Annotated in this window: 10 protein-coding genes; 6 read left to right on the top strand and 4 right to left on the bottom strand. The window is 37.2% G+C overall.

Annotated features, from left to right (window positions below; all coding sequences use genetic code 11):
• Nucleotides 1-303 precede the first annotated feature (303 nt).
• Complete coding sequence (locus tag BC008_RS22260) at nt 304-2,112, top strand: HEAT repeat domain-containing protein (RefSeq protein ID WP_027840620.1); 1,809 nt, start codon at nt 304-306, stop codon at nt 2,110-2,112.
• Between the two features lie 43 nt (nt 2,113-2,155).
• On the opposite strand, the gene BC008_RS22255 is transcribed toward BC008_RS22260, so the two are convergent.
• Both BC008_RS22255 and BC008_RS22250 read right to left on the bottom strand, forming a co-directional pair.
• Complete coding sequence (locus BC008_RS22255; RefSeq protein WP_058183834.1) at nt 2,156-4,447, bottom strand: serine/threonine-protein kinase; 2,292 nt, start codon at nt 4,445-4,447, stop codon at nt 2,156-2,158.
• A 221-nt stretch (nt 4,448-4,668) separates the two neighbouring features.
• Nucleotides 4,669-5,832: a ligand-binding sensor domain-containing protein gene (locus BC008_RS22250; RefSeq protein ID WP_058183833.1), complete on the bottom strand. Its 1,164-nt coding sequence runs from the start codon at nt 5,830-5,832 to the stop codon at nt 4,669-4,671.
• 968 nt (nt 5,833-6,800) lie between these two features.
• Here BC008_RS22250 and BC008_RS22245 point away from each other — a divergent pair.
• Both BC008_RS22245 and BC008_RS22240 read left to right on the top strand, forming a co-directional pair.
• The gene (locus BC008_RS22245) at nt 6,801-8,555 is read left to right on the top strand and encodes an FHA domain-containing serine/threonine-protein kinase (RefSeq protein ID WP_027840617.1); all 1,755 of its coding nucleotides are present in this window, start codon (nt 6,801-6,803) and stop codon (nt 8,553-8,555) included.
• A 443-nt stretch (nt 8,556-8,998) separates the two neighbouring features.
• Nucleotides 8,999-9,250 (top strand): Nif11-like leader peptide family natural product precursor, encoded by a 252-nt coding sequence (locus BC008_RS22240; RefSeq protein ID WP_027840616.1) that lies wholly within the window; start codon nt 8,999-9,001, stop codon nt 9,248-9,250.
• Between the two features lie 357 nt (nt 9,251-9,607).
• Here the strand turns inward: BC008_RS22240 and BC008_RS22235 are convergent, their stop codons facing one another.
• A complete protein-coding gene (locus BC008_RS22235; protein ID WP_027840615.1) occupies nt 9,608-10,183 on the bottom strand; it encodes a DUF924 family protein in 576 nt (191 codons plus the stop codon).
• Nucleotides 10,183-10,746: an SRPBCC family protein gene (locus tag BC008_RS22230; RefSeq protein WP_027840614.1), complete on the bottom strand. Its 564-nt coding sequence runs from the start codon at nt 10,744-10,746 to the stop codon at nt 10,183-10,185. The genes BC008_RS22235 and BC008_RS22230 overlap by 1 nt, the downstream gene beginning before the upstream one ends.
• 339 nt (nt 10,747-11,085) lie before the next feature.
• Here BC008_RS22230 and BC008_RS22225 point away from each other — a divergent pair, with 339 nt between their 5' ends.
• The 3 genes from BC008_RS22225 (at nt 11,086) to BC008_RS22215 (ending at nt 21,715) form a co-directional block, all read left to right on the top strand.
• The gene (locus BC008_RS22225) at nt 11,086-11,286 is read left to right on the top strand and encodes a hypothetical protein (protein WP_153009639.1); all 201 of its coding nucleotides are present in this window, start codon (nt 11,086-11,088) and stop codon (nt 11,284-11,286) included.
• Nucleotides 11,287-11,782: 496 nt separating this feature from the next.
• Nucleotides 11,783-13,729: an ATP-binding response regulator gene (locus BC008_RS22220; protein ID WP_027840613.1), complete on the top strand. Its 1,947-nt coding sequence runs from the start codon at nt 11,783-11,785 to the stop codon at nt 13,727-13,729.
• A 24-nt stretch (nt 13,730-13,753) separates the two neighbouring features.
• Nucleotides 13,754-21,715, top strand: coding sequence for a PAS domain S-box protein (locus tag BC008_RS22215; RefSeq protein ID WP_058183831.1), 7,962 nt, complete (start codon nt 13,754-13,756; stop codon nt 21,713-21,715).
• The last annotated feature ends 5 nt before the right edge of the window (nt 21,716-21,720 follow it).

The raw sequence follows: 21,720 nt of genomic DNA, 5'->3' as shown, positions 1-21,720 counted from the left end.
AAATATCCGAAATGTTTAGAAAAAACAAAGTTTGGTGAAGACAAAGCTCCCATAAAATCTTCTAATTAATCTATGTTAGTGACTATTCTTTGTTGTTTAACTGAAAATATATCTTCCTTGTCAAGTCAAATATAATACTCTTTTTGAGAATCGAAATAAATTAAATATAGAGACAAAAAAGGAGATATATGAAAGCGAGATATAGTTGCACATAAAGGAATCGACTAGCAGGTGCAAGTATATTAAAATACTTGAAAGCCACTAATACTTCGTAAATTTTATAAAAATTCAAAGTTCAATAAAATGAATTCTCAAATCTATTTTGCCGTAAGTCTGTTTGCGGTTTTGACTTTTTTGACGGAGAAGAAATCTGTTGCAGTTCCCAGCAAAAAATTAAACTTTTTACCCCTAGTTGTCTCACAAACATCACCCACGTCAGGATCTCCTCAGAATCGGGTAAGTACAAAATCCATTATTGTTACGGAATTAGTGGAACAACTCCGGACTGCTGATGTCGAAAAGCGTCGAAAAATCATTCGACAACTAAGCGAAAGTAAACAAAATATTGTGCCAGAACTAGTTAAAGCAATATCAGACCCTGACCCTCTAGTCAAAAGTGGTGTTGCAGAAGTTTTGGGAAATCTTACCGATGCAGCAGTTCCAGCAATTCCCACATTGGTTGAGATGGTCGGCAATACTCAAAGAGCAATAGTACCATCACCACCTAGAACTTCATCCAATTGGTATGGTTCAAACTTACCGGTTTTACCTGCATTACCTCCTTTATCACCTTCTCCCCGACCAATTTCCCGAATAAATTCCCGTGTTTTACCAGGTACCCAAATACAACGACGTGTACCACCCGTTCCCCCTCAAAATCCCGAAAACCTACTGCGGATTACTGCGATCGCAGCCCTGGGAAAAATTGGTTTACCCACTAGAGCAGCAGCGACTCCTGTATTAACTGAAGCTTTGCAAGACCCAGACCCTTGGGTAAAACTTAACGCTACATGGGCGCTTGCAGAAATTGGAGCTTCCACACCTTTACTATCTCATTGGTTAGAAGCAATACAGAATCCCGATCCAAAGCTACGCCGTAGTGCAGCTAGGGTATTTCAAGATTCGAGGTCACTTTTGCGTAAAGTTTTTGGTTCCGAAGCTGATAGTAGCACTGCTGCTCCGTTGCTTAAAGCCCTTAAAGATGAGGATTCTGTAGTTCGTAATGCCGCCAGCGATGGCTTAAAACTGTTAGGAAGAAGAGCATTACCAGAATTAGTTCGAGGATTAAAAGCCCCACAACCCATTATACGCTTGGAAACTGCAAAATTGCTGGGTAATATGGGAGAAAACGCTCGGTCTGCAGTTCCTACTTTAGTAGAATTACTGAAAGATAGAGGGCGTTATATTCTACGACGCACCAAAGAAAACTACTTTTCTTCACTGCCTATTTTGCCACCGTTTTTAATACCATCGAGATATCCCAATCCACCTCATAATTCTGAAAACTTAGTGCGAGTAAATGCTGCAATTGCACTAGGTAAATTAGACGATCGCAGGGCTATTCGTGCTCTTATAAGAGCCCTCAAAGATAATAATCCTCAGATGCAACTGGCAAGCAATTGGGCATTACTCCAATTCGGACAGAATCAAGGTTTACCTGTTATCGGACGATTATTACAATACCCTAAGACTTCAGTGCAACGTCAGGCATTATCTCAGTTAAAGTATTATGGCACTCAGTCGGCTCCCTATCTCTTACCTTATTACAAAGTACGATTAGATTCGGTAGATGACAACAAACGCAATCAAGCAATTCTTGGAATTGGGAATATGGGAGCAAATGCATTGAGTTTAGTTCCCAAATTACGCACAATTCTTACTGGTAATCAGAAGCATTCACCTGGCTATGCAGCAACAATCCTAGGACAAATCGCGCGTGATACGGCTACAGCTTGGCAAAATAGTAATCTTCCAACTCAGCAGCGCCAACAAGCGATCGCAGAATTCACAAAAGTTTTGCGAATTATGGAAGCCCCTAATGCTCGATTTAACAAAGAACCGCGCGCTCGCGTTCGTAACGCTCTAAGCAGGCTCGGAAGTATTAATAAATAGTATAGTGATAATAGTTTGGTAAATATTATTCTGAAAAAATCTCCTAAGGTATTCGCCAAATCTTGATGGTTTCATCTTTGTTTCCACTAATCAGAGTTTTGCCATCAGGAGCGATCGCCACAGACTTTACATCATCGGGATGATCTGTGGAGATAGTTCTCAAATCTCCTGTCCGTAAATTCCGAATCTTAATTTGGTTGTTGGGACCTCCAGTAACCAGGGTATTACCATCCTGGCTAATAAATACGGATAATACAGTATCTCTTCGGTCTGCAAGAGTGTGTTTGAGAACGCCTGTTTTTAACTTCCAACGATGAACGTGACCATTGAAATCAACACTTATCAAAGTTCTACTATCCGGGGCGATCGCTAAAGAATAGATTCCAGCTTCTTGAGGAATAGTAGTTTTTAACTCCCCTGTTGACAAATCCCAAACTTTGATTTTATTTGCGCTAGCACTTACTATAGTCTGACCATCCGGACTCAGTGCTATTGATTTTAGAGGAGCAAAATGTCCTTTAAGTGTAGTTTGTAACTTCCCTGTTGCTAGTTCCCAAACTTTGATATCATTTTCGCTTCCACTCGCTAAAGTCCTACCATCTTCACTAATAATAACGGAAAAGATATCACTATTGTGACCATTGAGACTCGTTACTAATTTACCAGTAGGTAAATACCAAATGTCAATTTTATTGTCATCATGAGCACTGACTAAAGTATTACCATCAGGGCTGATTGCGATAGATCTCACATGACTATTACGATTGGCAATTTTCTTTTCCAACTTACCTGTAGGTATGTGCCAGATATGGATAGTATTATCAGTACTAGCACTGATTAATGTTTCACTGTCGGGACTAATCACCATGGATTTGATGCGACTATCATGTCCGGTAAGAGTCTTAACTAGAACTATTTCCTCTGAAGGGACAGTTGAGGATAGTGATGTTTCAGCTTTTTGCACAGAGGGAGAAGTTTCTTTATTCTTGCTCCAAATACCATATATCCCCAAACTCAAGAGTATAAAAATTCCAACTACAGTCAGTCCTTGTTTAACTTTACTACTTTGTTTTGGTAAGGCAAGAGAATGGAGGGATGGCAAATTATTGCTGGTTGATACGGCTGCAGGTGCTTCCAGAAGTGATGATGAAAGCATACTTTGAAAGTTGCTTGGAGAAATAATTTCCCGAGTGGGGATTCCTGGTTGTAATGAAGGCGAACTTATGCTGTTTGGATTAATTGAGTTTGAATTAATTGAGTTTGAATTAATTGAGTTTGAATTAATTGAGTTTGAATTAATTGAGTTTGAATTGACGTATGAAGGTTCAAGGGTACGCGTTACAGATTCTTGTGAAGATTCTTGAGACAAGTAAGGTTGATTTCCGGAAAAGAAAAATTCCCCTGGTTGACTGGAGTTCAATGGGAGCTTAATTAATTCCTGTAAAGCAATTTCGGCTGATTGATAGCGCTGTTTGTAGTTTTGCCGAAGCAACTTATCGATAAATAATCCCAACTCTTGACTTAAAGGTTGTTGTAAATATTTCCGCCAACATTTTACCCAGCTATAACCTTCTCTCTTCCAAGCTTCCCAAGGTAAAATTCCACTTAAAAGATGAAAACAAGTAGCACCCAAACTGTATAAGTCGCTTGCAGGATAAGCCTCACCAGCTTCTATCTGTTCCATGGGAACATAACCCATAGATCCGATAGCTGTTCCATGTTCTGGCATCACTGTGGTCATTAATTGCTTAGAAGCACCAAAATCTATCAGCACCAGCTTGCGATCGCTAGAACGACGGACTATATTATCTGGCTTAATATCCCGATGAACAATTTTATGTTCGTGAACTATTTGGAGAATATTTAAGAGGTCCTGTAGTAAATCTCTAATTTTTTGCTCGCCAAAAATTCCTTCTTGTTTCAATTCAGAAAGTAAATTCTCCCCATCGATAAACTCTTGCACCATATATAGACAAGAATTGTCTTCAAAATAAGCGAGCAATCTTGGTATTTGTGGATACTCTCCTAATTTTTGTAACTGTCTAGCTTCTTGCTCAAATAAATCTTTTGCCTTTTTTAGAGCATAAGTTCCACGTGTTTGACGGGCAAATTGTTTAATAACACATTTTTCATTGAGCTTATCAATATCTTCTGCTAGATAAGTTCTTCCAAATCCTCCAGCACCTATTAATTTGATTGGATGATAGCGATTTCTCAGCAGCAACAGTGGGGTACCACAATTACTACAAAAGTTAGTGTCATCAGGGTGGGAGGGATTTTTACAGGCAGGATTAAGACAGCAGAGCATCACTGCAATTAATTTGCGTGGATACACCTAATTATCTGCGGAACTTCACCCCTTTGCAAGAGAGTTCTGCAAAATGTTCACAAATATCAGATGTCTGTGAGGTTGCATGTGCAATGTTCACTGCTGCATGTGTAATTGTCATCCGCCATTTGTCATATATTCTCTGCAGAAATTTAAATTTTGACTTCTAATCTTGTCCTTTTATTTGGCAAACAAAATTATTTATATCTTTGACAGGTCATTACTAATTACTCAACATCTCGACCAAATGCAAAATGAGGTTGTGCTCTTTCCATATTTGGCATTAGCCAAGCTAAACCTTCACTAGTACCAACCCATAATTTATTTCCTACGTCGGGTGCAATGGACATAACTCGACTGGATGGTAATCCCGCAACTTGATCCAATACCGCTCCGTTGTGGGGATTTAATCTGAGTAAACCATTTCTAGTTCCAACCCAAACGCTACCATCTCGAGCAAACTTAATCGATCTCACATCTTTACCCCGCAACCGAGTTACAGATCTGAGTATTGTGCCATTTTTAGGGTTGATTACCAGTAAATTGTTTGCCATTCCCGCCCAAATTAGACCTTTGGAATCGATCGCGAGGGCTTGTACGGTTGTACCGGGTAAATTATTAATATGTTTCATCACAAAAGCGCTGGCTGTATTTACCCGTACCAGACCTTCTAAAGTTCCAACCCAAAGCTGACCATCTGCATCGAGGGTCATGCTATTGGCGCTAACTCCCGGTAATTTTTTTAAGGTCGTCATAATTAAACCTTTGTCGGGACTGACCAAAGCTAATCCATTATCAGTTCCAACCCATAAATAGCCCCGTTGGTCGAGTTGTAAAGACAAAACCCTTTTAGAAGGTAAAAATAAATTTTGTGCTGTAATTTCACTGCTGCGGGGGTCTACTCGTTTTAACCCAGCATAGGTTCCTACCCATATACGTCCAACTTTATCTTCTGCTAAAGCGCCAATTGCAAGGCTTGGCAAATTGACACGAGCTAAAATATCTCCAGTGTTCGGATCTATGCGCGTGAGACCTCTTCCAGAACCTACCCATAGATGACCTAGATAATCTTTTTGTAAAGCATGAACGCGATAATCTACATCTTTATGATTGTCTTGCAATATTCGTTGATTTGGTAGGGGCTTTACTCCAGGTGGTGGCGTCGTTGCTGGATACGTAGGGGTTAACTCAGAGGAGTCAACACCTACAGATTTGTAGTTTTCAAGATATTTTTCAAGATAGTTTTCAGCCAGAATTGTTTGCTGAGAACTTTCAGTTGGGTATTTTTCTTGTTCATCTTGTTTAGATACAACAGCATTACTAGCATTTGGGACAGCGATTAGTCCGAAAACAGTACAAGCTAATACCAGAGAAGTAAACCCACGTAGCATTATCACGTCTCAATTTCCTTGGGAGAGATTTTCTATTACCAATTACCCTTTGCAGGTTTAAGGTTAATCTCAGTGTTCCCCGAGTTTGCAGTTTTATAAACTTAATCAGTAGAACTTTTATGTCTTAGCATACTTTGAGCACAAAAGTCAGGCATAAATCTTTTACTAAAACATTTACTAAAACATTCGGATATAACAGCAATAAATAGTAACTGGCATTACGTTTTAACAGTCTTGCTTTTTACAAACTATCAATATAAGTATTTGTTTATAAAACTAATATTAATTTTTTTGTTATAAATTAAGCGACTTAAATATATGAAAGAGCAAATATATCATCTATTTCGCGTACAACTATTTTTGTTGATTTGGTAAATAATTAGATTGAAAATACAAAAAATGTATATTTTATATCTAGTAATTATCTAAATTTTGATTATATTCGTAATATAAAACTCATAATAGATAGATGTTGATATTTATATTTATATTGGCCTTTATAGTCTCGCTTCTTCATCAGTATTAAAAATGTTTACTATAAACACAAATTGTGTATATATTCCCTTGCAATTAAGTTTAAGCTATAGCCATTCACGACGAATAAAGCTTTACGATTTTTTTTATAAATTTTTATCGTCAGTAATAATCTAAAGCTGACATCTCCTAAAAAATGTGCCATAAATGTAACTGGATAAATAATCTTATCCAAAAAATAGATAGTATAACCTTATAAATAATTGCCAAAATGGCAACAATGATTTTCTAGGTTTGCTATTGATTTACTAGTTGGTGTATCTAAGATAATATTTATCGCACTCATTTTTATTTAATGTTTAAACTGAATTACAAACTAACTAAAAGTTATTATTTGTCAGTTAGGTATGTTGTCAAAATAACTAGTTAAAATAAACTTCTAGTACTGGACATCTATCTCGAAATAGCAATATTTAAAACATCACCATCAGAATATGATAGGTAATTTAGTAGCAGGACATTATAAAGTCATTAAAGTCTTGGGTTCGGGAGGCTTTGGACAAACTTATCTTGTAGAAGATACTCTTTTATCCGGTAATCCTCGGTGTGTCCTGAAACATCTTAAACCCTCTAGTACCGAATCTAAAGTTTTAGAAACTTCCAGAATTCTATTTGAAAAGGAAGCAGATACATTAGAAAAATTAGGAAGTCATGACCGGATACCCAAACTATTAGATTATTTTGAAGAAGAGCAACAGTTTTACTTAGTACAAGAATTTATCCCAGGACATACCCTAAATTTAGAATTACCAAAAGGGCTGAGATGGACAGAGGGCGAAATTATTGAAATGCTCGTAGAAATTCTAGAAATTTTGGAATTTGTCCATTCTCAAGGAGTTATTCATCGAGATCTCAAACCGGCAAATTTAATCCGTCGTTCATCTGACAAAAAAATAGTACTAATTGATTTTGGAGCAATTAAGCAAATACAAAGTCAAACTTCTATTTACAGACAACCAAGAGTAACTATCAGTGTGGGTACTCCTGGTTACATGCCTTCCGAGCAAATTCGGCGTTTACCTCGTTCTAGTAGCGATATCTATGCCTTAGGAATGATAGCTGTTCAAGCTTTGACAGGACTATATCCGGGGGAGTTAGAAGACGATCCAAATACGGGAGAAATACTTTGGCAACATTTAACTTCAGTAAGTCCTGACTTAGCTGAAATACTGACCAAGATGACACGTTACCATTTCAAAGAACGTTATCAGAAAGTAACTGAAGTCTTGGAAGCACTCAGAAAGCTAGAAGATTTTCAAAGTAGAAACCACCTAGAAAAAGCGCTTGCAGCTAGTAGTCTGTACGAACTAAAGTTGGGATGGGAAGAATCTCAGGCAGAAAAGAGCTGCTTAATCTTGGAAAATCAGGATAGCAAGCAACCAGGAAAAATTCGTATCGGTCGTAATTCCCACGAATGTGACATTGTCCTTTCTGAGCCTACCGTATCAGGGGTACATGCAGAAATCTTTTTCCATTCTCAAAAACAGCAATTTTTTCTGCGGAATTTACGTCAAACAAACCCACCAGTTATTGATGGACAGTTATTATTAGCAGGAGAGATACCTCTAACAGAAGGAAGTTGCGTGCGTTTGGGAAGACAAAATCTCAAGGTCGATGCTATTACTTTAAAACGTTTTCCCAACAGACCCAATTCGTTTCTTATACAGCCAGAAGCAGATCCATCACACATAGAAACAGAAATAGAGCAAAAGCAAGAAGAATTTGTTTCCACCCAAGAAGAACCGGTAGCTAAAACTTTACCTCCACAAAAAGTTAGCAACCAGTCGCCAATTGATAAAGCATTTTTACTGCCAAATAATTGGTTAATACAGTTTTTGTTCGGGAAAATCAAATTTCTGACAGGTGCTGGGGGTGTTGCAATCGCTAGTGCTATTGCGCTATTAGGCTTATTCCGAGCAGAGAGTTTCGAACGCAATTTGGCAAAACAAAATTCGATCTCCCGACAATGGTATATGTGTCGTGTGGTTGCACCTACTGGAGGTAAATTCTCTATCAAACTACGTCCCCAACCCCATACCGAAGTTGATGGATTCAAACAGTTATCCGAAGGTGATAAAGTAATGTTCATGCAAGTTCAAGGAGACTTTGTACAAGTCAAACTTACTGATGGTACTCAGGGTTGGGTTTTTTGGGATCAAATACAACCTTGTAAGCGTAATTCTCAGTGATGTGTGGCTTTCCCGTATAAATTTTGCTGTAATAGAACTAATTTTAATTAATATCAGGATTAGCTGTAGTTGTTGAAAGTTCAAATCCACATTCAAAACTATTTACAAGCAAGATTCTTCGCAAACAAAAAATAAACTAAATCAACTAAATTAGATTTCTGTATTCAGAATAAATTCTATACTGGCTTAGGAAACAATATTTTCTCCAACTGAGTCTTTTAACTCATACTACGTAGATCTTCGATTTTCTTACTGAAACTCTAACTAACCCAGTGTATTTTACTGAAAGAAATGTAAATAAATGATAATTTATGGCGGCAGAAGTGATTTACTTCAGTATAAAGACTTAAGTAACTAAATGTTGTCTGATACCGCAATTATATCGTGTACTTACGTAGCTAGTCATAGAAATTTAGCAACTAAGGAAACAGGGAGGATCTTTTATGTCAGTTGAAAATGCTACAGCTTTTTATGAAGTTTTAGTTTCAGATCGAGATGTTTACGAACAATATTGTAAAAAGTGTTCTCAGCAAGGTGTTTTTGGTGTTTGGAATTGGGACAAGACTAAAATTGTTCACTTTGCGGCTAAATTAGGTTTTGACTTTACAGAAGGCGAGTTAGACCAAGTATGGTTTGAGACAGAGTCAGATAGTACCGAAAACTCTATAAAAACGCCAACCTACAGTAGTTTCTAATTTGGAAATTAAATAGTTATATTTGGGATAACATCTTCATTTTTTAATAATTTCATTGTTGAGCTATAAGAAATCTCAAAATAACTTTTAGTTGGATTTATAGCCCAAATAATAGTATTTATGACGTCCTTACTTTCCGTCAAGGAAATAGAAGAAATGCCCTAACCAAAAAACTAGCGCTATTTTCCCTGAAAACATCGGAGAATTAAATTTTAACTATAGAGATAGGCGCAGGTCGAAATTCACATGTTTGCCGCTTAATATCCTGACCTAATTACTTAATGCTGTGTAAGGGCTTCCCGTATTTTCTAGGAAGCCTTTTGATACGAATTAGTTAATACCAGCTAAATATTATTTCTAAAAAGAAGATCCGGGCTCCTTTAAAAATAATTTCTCCTCTGGAGTAGAAGCGCGTCCTAATATTGCATTACGGTGGGGAAATCGCCCAAAACGTTCAATTACTTCTAAATGACGAATTGCGTAAGTAATAACACTTGCACTGTCAGGATCGTCACTAATTTGTTTAAATAACTTTACTGCTTGCTTTTGATGCTCTAAATTTTCACTATGCTCAAATGGAATATAGATAAACCAACGCTGTACTGGTAGCATTTCTCGGTCGTACCCTTGAGCGATCGCATGTTGTGCTGCACAAAGTGCTTCCCAGTCAGTTGCAAAAGCTTGTGATTTGCCACGAAACATATTACGCGGGAATTGATCGAGCAACAAAATTAGAGCTAGACAACTTTCAGGTAAATTTAACCAATTATTTAGATCGCCATTAATGGCTTGTTCGTAATCTGATAAAAACTCGCGCCGCAATGTAATATCAAATTCAGTTTTTTTCTGAAACCAAATTTGACGCTGCTTTCCGTATTCTATTGTACCTGGCTCGCCAAACCAAAAAGATAATATTTCTTCTGCACGCGACATTATTTTAGTTGACCCTTACAAAGCACCTGTCGCATTTTACGCATATTTGCAGGTAACTCAAAATTCATTGCCTGTTGAATGATTAATGAAGGTATGGGAATGTCTGGTGTTGCTTTTACTGCATAGGTTAGTAAAGTCCCGTCTCCACAATCCTGCAAATTTATGTCAGCACTAAAATCTTCAAATGAGCCTTTCTCTAATCTAAAATGAATTCTTTGACCTAAATCTTCTACCACATTAAGGTAAATTTCAACCTTGGCAGTGAAGAATAAAAACGCTTTCTGTGCTGCTTGATACAAGCGTTTCACCTCACCTCTATTAAGAACAACACTCTTAGTAACATCGGGAAAATACTGGACCCAACGGGGATAATCAGTTAATTGTTGCCAAACATTGGAACGCATCAGTGGTACATACATTGAAGCCTGTACCGCACCACCATTTCTCGTGTGTCCTTGGGTCTCCACTAAAATTTCACCTTCCATCAGCAGCCGATGTTTATTCTGGTCCCAAGCCATATCCATACCTGTAGAAACTGAATTTGAATTCCAAAACTTAGTCATAATCTTTGTTCTAAAGCCTCATTGTTTCAAGTTTGAAAAGAATTTGCACTGGAAATCAAACAATTGATTCTACTTGCAATTCAAAAGACAATTTTTCCGGAAACAATCTTTCAAAAGATATTATTCCCAAAGTTTGTAAATATCCGTAAATGCTCAAAATATGGAAAATACTAGCCGTCTAGTTATGGTAATTATCCAAAAGCGTATTCAAAAATTATGGTAGGTTCAGTTAAAATGACACAGGCAGCTTACTATTAATTCATATTGCTTAGTTGTAATTCTGGGACAACGAGTAAAGCTAGATACAAAAATATATATTTGTGTGATTCAGAGGAAATTATTGTGAGTCAATCTTCCAAATTAAATCGCCTACTAATTCAGGGATTTGGTATATTTCTTGGGATTGCGATCGCCGTCTGGGTTTTAAGGGGATTTGGAATTTTAACATTTCTTCCTGGAGGAATAATCATATTGTTTTTATTGACTGCGATCATAATGGGAGTTCTCAGTTACATCCAAAAAACTTGGTGGCGTTTTTAACACTTAGATGGAACTATGAAAAATCCTATTTGAAATCACGGGAAATTAGCACACTAATTTATACTTGTTTGATTAATCCATCATAATTCTCAGCTATAGAAAATTATTTTTTGATATTATTCAAATGAGTTGATACAAAGTATGCGAGTATTTTTAACTGAAAATCAAATTACTAAATCAAATCACAGGAAAAATGTGTTATTTCCCTCGCAATTGTCAATACAAGAATATTTATTTTCTAAACGTATATTACATTTTCAGTTAACTCAAACACTAAATATACCCCATAAAATAAATACACAAATAAATTTCAGCTAAATCAATTGTATTTTACCCATTTATTTCTCCATTTAATTTATTCACAAATTTACTACCCTTGCTTTAAAAAATATCATATACCTAATTTTTAAATAAGGATATTATCACAGTTTAAATTTGCTATTTTATGCAGAATAATTAAGTTTAATCAAAAAGTGTGAAATTTAGATGAAGATGAATGAACGGTAAACTGCGACAACTACATCAGAGTAAAATTTTAATAGTCGATGACAGCATAGAAGAAATGCAAATGTTGTCAGCGACATTGTCTCAGTATGGGTATACAGTTAGGGGTGCAAGTGCAGGTTCAATGGCATTGAAAGCAGCGCATGCACTTGCACCTGATTTAATCCTGCTTGATATCATGATGCCGGAGTTGGACGGTTATGAAGTTTGTCAAAAATTAAAGAGCGATCAAGTCACCTGTGATATCCCAATTATTTTTCTTAGTGCGATCCAAAATGTTGATGGCAAAATAAAAGCTTTTAAATTGGGAGGCGTTGATTACATTACTAAACCCTTTCAAGTAGAAGAAGTTTTAGCAAGAATAGAAAATCAGATCACTATTCGTCGACTCTCTCAACAATTAAAAGAGCAAAATCATAAACTAAAGATAGAAATTGAAGAAAGACGAAAAGCAGAGAATATAGCTTTTCGGGCATACCAAACAAAAAATGAGTTTCTAGCTCGAATGAGTCACGAATTACAAACTCCTTTGAACTCAATTATTGGGTTTACACAAATTATGAGTCGTGACACAAATTTGAAGTTAGAATATCAAGAATATTTAAAAATAATTAACAATAGTGGCGAGTATTTATTACAATTAATCAACGAAGTATTGGAGATATCTAAAGCCGAAGCAGGAATAAATAAAATCGAAGAAAAAGATTTTGACTTTTATTATCTACTAGATAGTTTAGAAGAAATATTTAAAATCAAAGCTGCTAAAAGTAAGAATAAATTATCTTTTATAGTGGCTGCAGATGTACCTCAATATATTAAGACCGACGAGAAAAAATTACGTATTTGCTTGCTAAATTTGATAGATAACGCACTTAAATTTACTCAAAATGGAAGTGTTACTTTAAGAGTTTGGCAAGAGAATCGTAGTTCAAAAAAAAATGAAGCCCAATATTTATATTTTGAAGTAGAAGATTCCGGATATGGAATTTCAGAAGAAGAAACAACTAAATTATTTGATGCATTTGTTCAAACTGAATCTGGGAAAGAATCAACTCAAGGGACCGGTTTAGGGCTGAATATAACCCGCAAATTTGTTGAAATGCTGGGCGGAGAAATACAAGTAGAAAGTATTTTAGGTAAGGGCTCGTTATTTAAGTTTTATGCTAAATTTACTACTTCGGAACGTTCCCAAGTAGATACATTAGATATTCCCCAGGTAATTGCCTTAAAGCCAGGCAAACAAGTATATAAAATTTTAGTTGTTGACGATACAAAAGAATCGCGTCTATGGCTATCAAAACTGTTAGAATCTGTCGGTTTCAAAGTTAGGGAAGCTAATAATGGTAAGGGTGCAATAACAACCTGGGAAAACTGGCATCCTCATCTGATATGGATGGATACAAGAATGCCAGTAATTAATGGCTACGAAGCAACCAGACAAATTAGATTTAAGGAAATAGAACGACAAGCAGAAATGAAAACAGTAACTCACAAAACTGTTATTATTGCCCTTGCTAATAGTATTAATTTAAATAACAAACAAGAAATTTTAGCTGCTGGTTATGATGATGTAGTTCCCAAACCACTTACAGAAATTCGAGTATTTGATATGATAGCTAAATTTTTAGATGTAAGCTATATTTATAATAAAATATCTATACTTTCGAATAAAGATTTAATTGATAACAAATATTTGTCCAAAGCCAGATTTAATATAGAGGCTTTAGAGGAGTTAAAAACAATGCCGAAAGCTTGGCTGAAAAATTTATATTATGCTTCAAGTGTAGTTGACGAAAGTTTAGTTAATTCTTTGATTGCAGAAATTCCCAATAACAAAAATCACCTGAGATTTACCTTAAATTATCTGATGAAACATTTTCAATTAGATAGAATAATTGAATTTACTAAGAAAGCATTAGGGAATGAAAAAATCAACTAAAACAATCTGACATTTTCAATCAATATGGATGAAGAAAATATCAAAATTTTATTAGTTGACGACAGGGCAGAAAATCTACACTTTTTATCAGAAATTTTTGCTGGTAAAGGTTATAGTCTGGTGCGAGCCATATCGGGTAAGTTAGCCCTCAATGCAGCCTTTACATCCCCACCTAACCTAATCTTGCTTGATATTGTTATGCCAGGATTAGATGGGTATCAGGTATGTAAGTATTTAAAATCTTACGAAAAAACTCGTGATATTCCCATTATATTCACCAGCGTTAAAAATGAAGTTTTTGACAAAGTCAAAGCCCTAAGGTTAGGTGCTGCTGATTATTTAACAAAACCATTACAAGCAGAAGAAATTTTAGTTAGAGTTGAGAATCAACTCACCATTCAAAAATTACAAAAGCAAATTAAAGCTCAAAATCTTCAACTACAAACAGAAATTAGAGAAAGAAGAAAAGTTACGTTGCAGTTAGATCACCGCAACCAGCAAATAGAATCAATTTTGAATAATGCTCAAGTTGGAATTTGTCTTACTGATGAATCAGGATCTTTAGTAGATGTAAATCCAACATACTGCCAATTGTATGGGTTCAGTAAGGACGAATTAATTGGAAATAAATTTAAATTAAATTATATTGGGTCCGACCCACTCGAAGTCATAGAAAAAATTCCCTACCGCTACGAATTAGGGAATAATAACTATGGTAGAGGAAAACGAAAAAATGAATACACGATAAAACAGAAAAATGGGAATCAATTAACCGTGGAAATGGCGCGGGGAAATTTTGATTCCTATGACGGGAAATCTTTTGCTGTAACTACTTTAATAGATGTTACTGAAAAGAAATTAGCAGAAGCAGCAAGGGTTTCACGGGAAGCTTACTTAGCCGGTTTAGTAGATGTACAGCGTGCTTTGTTGAGTTTTGATGGAAGTCGTGAATTAGAGACTCAAATTATCCAGATTTTAGGTAATGTAGCCAATGCTAGTCGCGCCTATATATTTGAAATTCAGCGTCAGGATAACGGAATAAAGTCTGTACGTGAGAAAGCTGAATGGAGTAAGGATGAATTTAAGTCAAATAATCATAGTTCATTAGTCCAAAGTCGGCTCAGAGAAAAATTATTTACGACTTGGATAAAATTACTTGCTCGGGGTGAAATTATCTGTGGTAAAGTTTCAGGTTTGAGTAAATTGGCACAGGAAATACTAGGAGGAAATTCAGTTTTATCAACCCTAGTTTTGCCAATGATTATCAAAGGAGAATTATTTGGTTTTATCGGCTTTGATAACTGTCAAGAAGCAAAAGTCTGGGATAATTACGAGATTTCCTTTTTACAAGCAGCAGCTACAGCAATTTCTCTAGCGCGTCAACGCCAACAAGCTGAAGAAAAACTGCAGCAACAGTTAGAACGCAGCTTATTCATCAGAAAGATTACTGATAAAATTCGCTCCAATATAGATACTAAAACAATTGTAGAGATATCTACAAAAGAAATTGGTCAAGCTTTAAATGTATCCCGGGCATTAATTAGTAGCTATACTGATATTCCTCAACCCCAGCTTTTACGTTTGGGAGAATTCACTGCACCTAGTTGCAGTTCGCACAAAAAAGTTCATGTTAGTCAAATTCTGACTGCAAATAATCACCATATTCATAAAGTCTTGTCCCAAGATCGTGCAATTGCTTCTCAAGATGTTTATAAAGAACCCTTACTAGAAAATGTTAGGGATATTTGCCGGATATTGGAAATGAAATCCATGTTGGCTGTTCGCACTTCCTATCAGGGAAAACCCAACGGTATAATCGGTTTGCATCAATGCGATCGCTACCGGGAATGGAAAGTTGAAGAAATAGAATTATTGGAGTCCATCGCCTCTCAATTGGGAATAGCCCTAGCCCAAGCCCAAATTCTCGAACAAGAGCAAATAGCTCGAAGCGAACTCGACCGGCAAAATTTACAACTCCAAGAAGAAATTCGCGAACGCCTTGAGAGTGAAGAACGTTTCCGTAGTTTGGTTGAAACTAGTAGTGGTTGGGTATGGGAAGTAGATCGAGATTTTATCTATACATATGCTAGTCCCAGAGTATTCGATCTATTGGGTTATCATCCCCATGAAGTACTAGGTAAAACTCCTTTTGACCTCGTGTCTCCCGAAGAAGCCAATAGGCTAAAGGGAGTTTTCAACTCAAAAATTGCTGCCCGACATCCGTTTCAGGCTTTGGAAAAAACTAACCTGCATAAAAATGGACATCAAGTAATCTTGGAAACTAATAGTGTTCCAGTATTTGATGCTTGGGGTAAATTTAGTGGTTATCGGGGTGTAGATAGAGATATTACAGAACGCAAACATGCCAATGAGGCAATTCGAACAACAGCCATTAAGCTTCGTAATCATAATATTGTTTTAACCCAGCTTGCAAAAAATCAAGTTATTTATCAGGGAGACTTAAAATTAGCTCTACGGGAAATCACAGAAGCTGCAGCTAGAAACGTTAATGTGGAACGGGCTAGTATTTGGCTTTATAACGATTCTTGTTCCGTTGTCAGATGTCTAGATTTATTTGAGTCAAGTTGCAGCCGACACAGCGAAGGATCGGAATTAGTAGTAGCAGATTATCCTAATTATTTTCAGGCTTTAGAAGCCGATCAACCAATAGTGACTAGTCAGCCAATCCTCGACCACAGAACTCAACAACTGACTGAGTCATATTTAACCCCCTTAGATATTACTGCTACTCTGAGCATTCCCCTAAGATTAGGAGGAATAACCACAGGAATTCTATCCTTAGAACAAGTAGGTAACGAACACCACTGGACACAAGAAGATGAAAACTTTGCCCGTTCCTTAGGAAACTTAGTTTATTTAGCCTTGGAAGCAAGGTCCCGTCAAAATGCAGAAGCTGCACGCCGAGCATCAGAAGTCATGTTAGCTTCAGCATTTCGTGCTTCTCCCGATCCAATTTTCCTCAGCGCCTTACCCCAAAACAGTTATATCGAGGTTAATGACAGTTTCTGCAACTTTTTTGGTTATACTCGTCAAGAAGTCATAGATAGAACCCCAGAAGAAGTAAATATTTGGGTGAATTTGAAGGAATACCATCAAATTTCCCAACTCCTGGGACAAATTGAAACTATACGCAACCACGAAGTTGAGATTCGCAAAAAAAATGGGGAAATTTGTACGGCTTTGTTAAGTGCTGATTCCATCGAAATTGGTGACCAACAGCATGTTTTAGCTACTGTTCGAGATATTACAGAACGCAAACAGGCAGAAAATGAAAACCGCTTGTTACTATTAACAACTCAAGCAATTAGTCGAGCGGCTGATGTTGATCATGCTTTAGCGCAAATCCTACGTTTGATCTGCAACAATATTAGTTGGGATTTTGCAGAAGCTTGGAATCCAAACAATGATGGAACATTTTTAGAATATTGTTTGGGGTGGTATGGGTATCAAAATAATTTAGAAGAATTTTGTCTGTATAGCGAAAGTATCACCCTGACATCCGGAATCGGAATAGCCGGTAAAGTTTGGCAATCCAAACAACCACAATGGTTGGAAGATGTATCTCAAACTTTCCCCCCCAACTTTGTCCGCGCCACCGTCGCCGACCGAGTAGGTTTAAAAGCTGGATTTGGGGTGCCGATTTTAGCCAACGAACAAGTACTAGCAGTTTTAGTATTTTTCAAAAGCGATCGCGCTCCTGTAGACATAAGGTTATTAGAACTTGTGGGTGCAGTTGCAGCTCAATTGGGAACATTAATCCAACGCAAACAAGCAGAAGCTGCTCACAGGGAAAGTGAAGAACGCTTACAACTAGCATTAGAAGCCAGTGACTTGGGACTATGGGACTGGAATTTAGTCAACGATAAAATTTATCGCGACTGGCGGTGGTGGAAAATGTTGGGGTACGACAAAGAAACGATAACTAACAACAACAATGCATCATCTGAAGAGTTGATGCATCCAGAGGATATACCAAAAATTAAACAAGCCCTAACAGATTATTTAGCCGGGAATAGTCCCGTTTATGAAGTTGAATTTCGGATGCGTTCTCGTTTTAATGAATGGAAATGGATTCAATCTCAAGGTAAAGTTGTCGAACGCAACCACTGGGGCGAAGCGTTGCGGATGACGGGGACCCATAAAGATATTACAGAAAGAAAAACTCTAGAAAGAGAAATTGCTTTGAGAGAAGCTCGTCTCAATGCTTTCTTTAGTTGTGCTCCTGTAGGATTAACAATTTTAGATAAAGAACTGCGGTTTTTGCAAATTAATGAATTACTTGCTGAAATTAACGGTATCTCAGTAGAAGAACATTTAGGCAGAACTATCAATGAAGTATTACCTCAAATTGCACCTGTAATTGCGCCGGTATACAAACAAGTCATGACCGACGGTCAACCCGTTCTAAATTTGGAATTGAGTGGTACCTCACTTGAAGAGCCAAACACCCTACGTCACTTTTTAGTTTCTTATTTTCCCATCCCCTCAGAAAATGAACGCTGTGTTGATGTTGGTACAGTTTTATTTGAAATTACTGATCGCAAACGTGCAGAAGCTGCGTTACAAGAGCGAGAAGAAGAATTTCGGGCAATATTCGAAAATGCAGCAGTTGGGATTGCTCAAGTTGCACCAGATGGATTTTTCATTAAAGTTAATCAACAATTCTGTCAAATAGTCGGTTACTCCAAAGCCGAACTATTACAAAGGACATGTCAGGATATCACTCACCCTGCTTCTTTGGAAAAATACTTAGATTACGCTTGCTTAGCTGGAAAAGGTGATATTGATGTATTTTCCATGGAAAAGTGCTTTATTCGTAAAAATGGAGAACCAATTTGGACCAATCTAACCGCTTCAGTTGTCCGAGAACCATCAGGAAAGCTCAAATATTGTATTGGCGTTGTCGAAGATATCAGCGAACGTAAAGCCGTGCTAAGGGAACGCAAACGGGTCGAACAAGAATTACGTTTAGCTTCAGAAAGACTGCAATATTTGCTCACTTCTAGTCCTGCAGTCATTTTTAGTACGAAACCATCAGAAGACTTTGCTAATACCTTTATTAGCGAAAATGTTAAAGCAATGGTGGGCTACGAAGCCCGAGAATTTCTCGAACATTCCAACTTTTGGTTTTCTCACATTCATCCAGATGATATCGAACGCGTCCATTGCGAATTATCAAAACTTTGCGAGCAAAAATATAGTTCTTTTGAATATCGTTTTCTACACAAAAGCGGAACTTATCACTGGTTCTACGAACAGGTAAGATTAATTCATGACGATTTAGGAAACCCTATTGAATGCGTGGGATATTGGGTAGATATCAGCGAACGCAAACAAGCTGAACTAAATTTACAAGCCAGTCAGCGACGCTATCAAACTTTGGCTGAAGCTTCACCTGTGTGCATTTTCCACGATGATGCTGATGGTAATTGTTTTTATATCAACCAACGTTGGACAGAAATTACCGGACTGCCGCAATCAGCAGCATTGGGTAAAGGTTGGTTAGAAGTGATTCATCCAGACGATCGCGAGCGCGTTTTTATAACTTGGCAAAAAGCTGTTGACAACAAAACAAAATACCAGTGCGAACATAGAGTTCTAGGTGCAAACGGCAAAGTTATTTGGGTAATTTATCAAGCTTTAGCCGAATATAACGAAAATGGGGAAGTAAATAGCTATATTGGCACAATCACCGACATCACCGAACGCAAAGAAGCAGAAGTTGCTTTAAGAGAAAGTGCTGAAAGAGAAAAAGCTATTTCCCAAGTTATTCAAAATATGCGTCAAACACTAGATTTAGAAAGCATATTTACCACCACTACCCAAGAATTACGCCAAGTTCTTAACTGCGATCGCGTAGTAGTTTACCGCTTCAACCCCGACTGGAGTGGCGAATTCGTTGCTGAGTCTGTAGGTTCTCCTTGGGTCAGCGCCATGATGAAAAATAAAGGTAAAGATAGTTCTGGGTTGGCGGGAGATACCTTGGACAATGAAGGCTGTGTTGTCCAAATGCTCGACAGTGATGACGAGCAGTTAGTAGATACTTATTTACAAGAGACCCAAGGTGGTGCTTATAGTCGCGGAGTTAGTTTTCTTTGCGTCCCAGATATTTATAAAGCAAGTTTTGAAAGCTGTTATATAAATTTTTTGGAGCGTTTTCAAGCCCGAGCATATATTACGGTTCCGATTTTCTGTGGGAACAAAATATGGGGTCTACTTGCAAGTTATCAAAACTCCGGACCTCGCCATTGGAAAACAGGAGAAATCAACATTGTTGTTCAAATTGGTAACCATTTAGGTGTAGCACTTCAGCAAGGACAATTACTCGCCCAGACCCGGAACCAATCAGAAGCACTCCAACAAGCTGTGATTGCTGCCGACGCCGCAAATAGAGCAAAAAGTGAATTTTTGGCCAATATGAGCCACGAATTAAGAACGCCACTCAATGCAATTTTGGGCTTTACCCAAATTATGAGTCGCGATCGCTCCATCCTCAACGAACATCAACAAAATGTAGAAATTATCAATCGTGCTGGGGAACATTTGCTCAATTTAATTAATGATATTTTAGAAATGTCAAAAATTGAAGCAGGAAGAACGACACTTAATGTCACCAGTTTCGATCTAGTTGCTCTATTAGACAACTTGCAAGATATGTTGCAAGTTCGTGCAACTTCTAAAGGACTACAATTGGTATTTGAATACGACGTTCGCCAACTCACGCGCTACATTCAAACTGACTCGAGTAAATTACGTCAGGTGTTGCTGAACTTATTGGGGAATGCAATTAAATTCACCAAAACAGGTAACGTTACCCTCAAAGTTAAATTCAATATTGATGAGCCCGAACTTCCCAAGAAATTAGAAAACAATACAGCCGCTCGAAATCAATCGGAGCAACAAATGGATCGAATCGGGACTGCAGCTGTTGATCCATCTCAATCTACTAACAATGAATCTGATATTCCTTCACAATTTTTGATATTTGATGTCATAGATACTGGAGCGGGCATATCTTCAGAAGAAATGGACTTGTTATTTGAAGCCTTTGGGCAAACTGAGACAGGAAGAAAATCTCAACAGGGAACAGGATTGGGCTTAGCAATTAGTCGCAAATATATTAAGCTGATGGGTGGTGATATTAGCGTTACTAGTATCATTGGTATGGGAAGTACTTTTTCCTTTTATATTCCTGTAGAATTATCCTGCTCCCAAGAAATCATTTCCACAACAAATTATCGTCAGGTTATTGGTTTAGCAGTAAACCAACCCCAATATCGGATCTTGGTGGTAGATGATGCGACTGAAAGTCGCCTGTTACTGGTAAAATCACTTTCATCTTTAGGATTTAGCGTCAAGGAAGCAGTAAATGGAAAAGAAGCGATAGCCAGTTGGGAATCATGGAGACCACATTTGATTCTCATGGATATAAGGATGCCCGTGCTTGACGGTTACGAAGCTACCAGAATAATCAAAAATAAACAAAGTCAGATTAAAGCATTAAATACAGAGCATTCAGCATCCAGTTTCCAAACCGTTATTGTTGCTCTGAGCGCTAATGTTTTTGAAGAAGATAGAAAAGCAATGATTAACGCTGGTTGCGATGATTTTGTTAATAAACCTTTCCGGGAAGAAGTATTACTAGAAAAACTCAGATACCATCTAGGCTTGAAATATATTTATCAAGAAAACAGCCATCAAAAATCAGCAGAGAATCAAACAACTCCAGAAGAAGTATCAAAACTACTTGCTCAAATGCCCCAAGAGTGGTTGCAGGAACTGAATTATGCTGCTGCTCAAGGAAGCGATTGCACCATTTCCGGTCTACTGGAACAAATTCCTCAGACTAAAGCTTTATTAGCAGAATTTTTAATCGATCTGAATCATAACTTTCAGTTTGAAAGGATCATGGAATTAATTAAATCAATCAACATTAATAGCGATCAGTACAGCTATACTCCATAAATTGC

Origin of the sequence: Mastigocoleus testarum BC008 (genome assembly GCF_001456025.1) — a bacterium.
GTDB lineage: Bacteria > Cyanobacteriota > Cyanobacteriia > Cyanobacteriales > Nostocaceae > Mastigocoleus > Mastigocoleus testarum.
This window is presented reverse-complemented; position numbering and strand designations above follow the sequence as displayed.

Coding starts and splice junctions, on each gene's coding strand:
- BC008_RS22260 (WP_027840620.1), top strand. CDS start 304: ATGAATTCTCAAATCTATTTTGCCGTAAGTCTGTTTGCGGTTTTGACT.
- BC008_RS22250 (WP_058183833.1), bottom strand. CDS start 5,832: ATGCTACGTGGGTTTACTTCTCTGGTATTAGCTTGTACTGTTTTCGGA.
- BC008_RS22245 (WP_027840617.1), top strand. CDS start 6,801: ATGATAGGTAATTTAGTAGCAGGACATTATAAAGTCATTAAAGTCTTG.
- BC008_RS22240 (WP_027840616.1), top strand. CDS start 8,999: ATGTCAGTTGAAAATGCTACAGCTTTTTATGAAGTTTTAGTTTCAGAT.
- BC008_RS22235 (WP_027840615.1), bottom strand. CDS start 10,183: ATGTCGCGTGCAGAAGAAATATTATCTTTTTGGTTTGGCGAGCCAGGT.
- BC008_RS22230 (WP_027840614.1), bottom strand. CDS start 10,746: ATGACTAAGTTTTGGAATTCAAATTCAGTTTCTACAGGTATGGATATG.
- BC008_RS22220 (WP_027840613.1), top strand. CDS start 11,783: ATGAACGGTAAACTGCGACAACTACATCAGAGTAAAATTTTAATAGTC.
- BC008_RS22215 (WP_058183831.1), top strand. CDS start 13,754: ATGGATGAAGAAAATATCAAAATTTTATTAGTTGACGACAGGGCAGAA.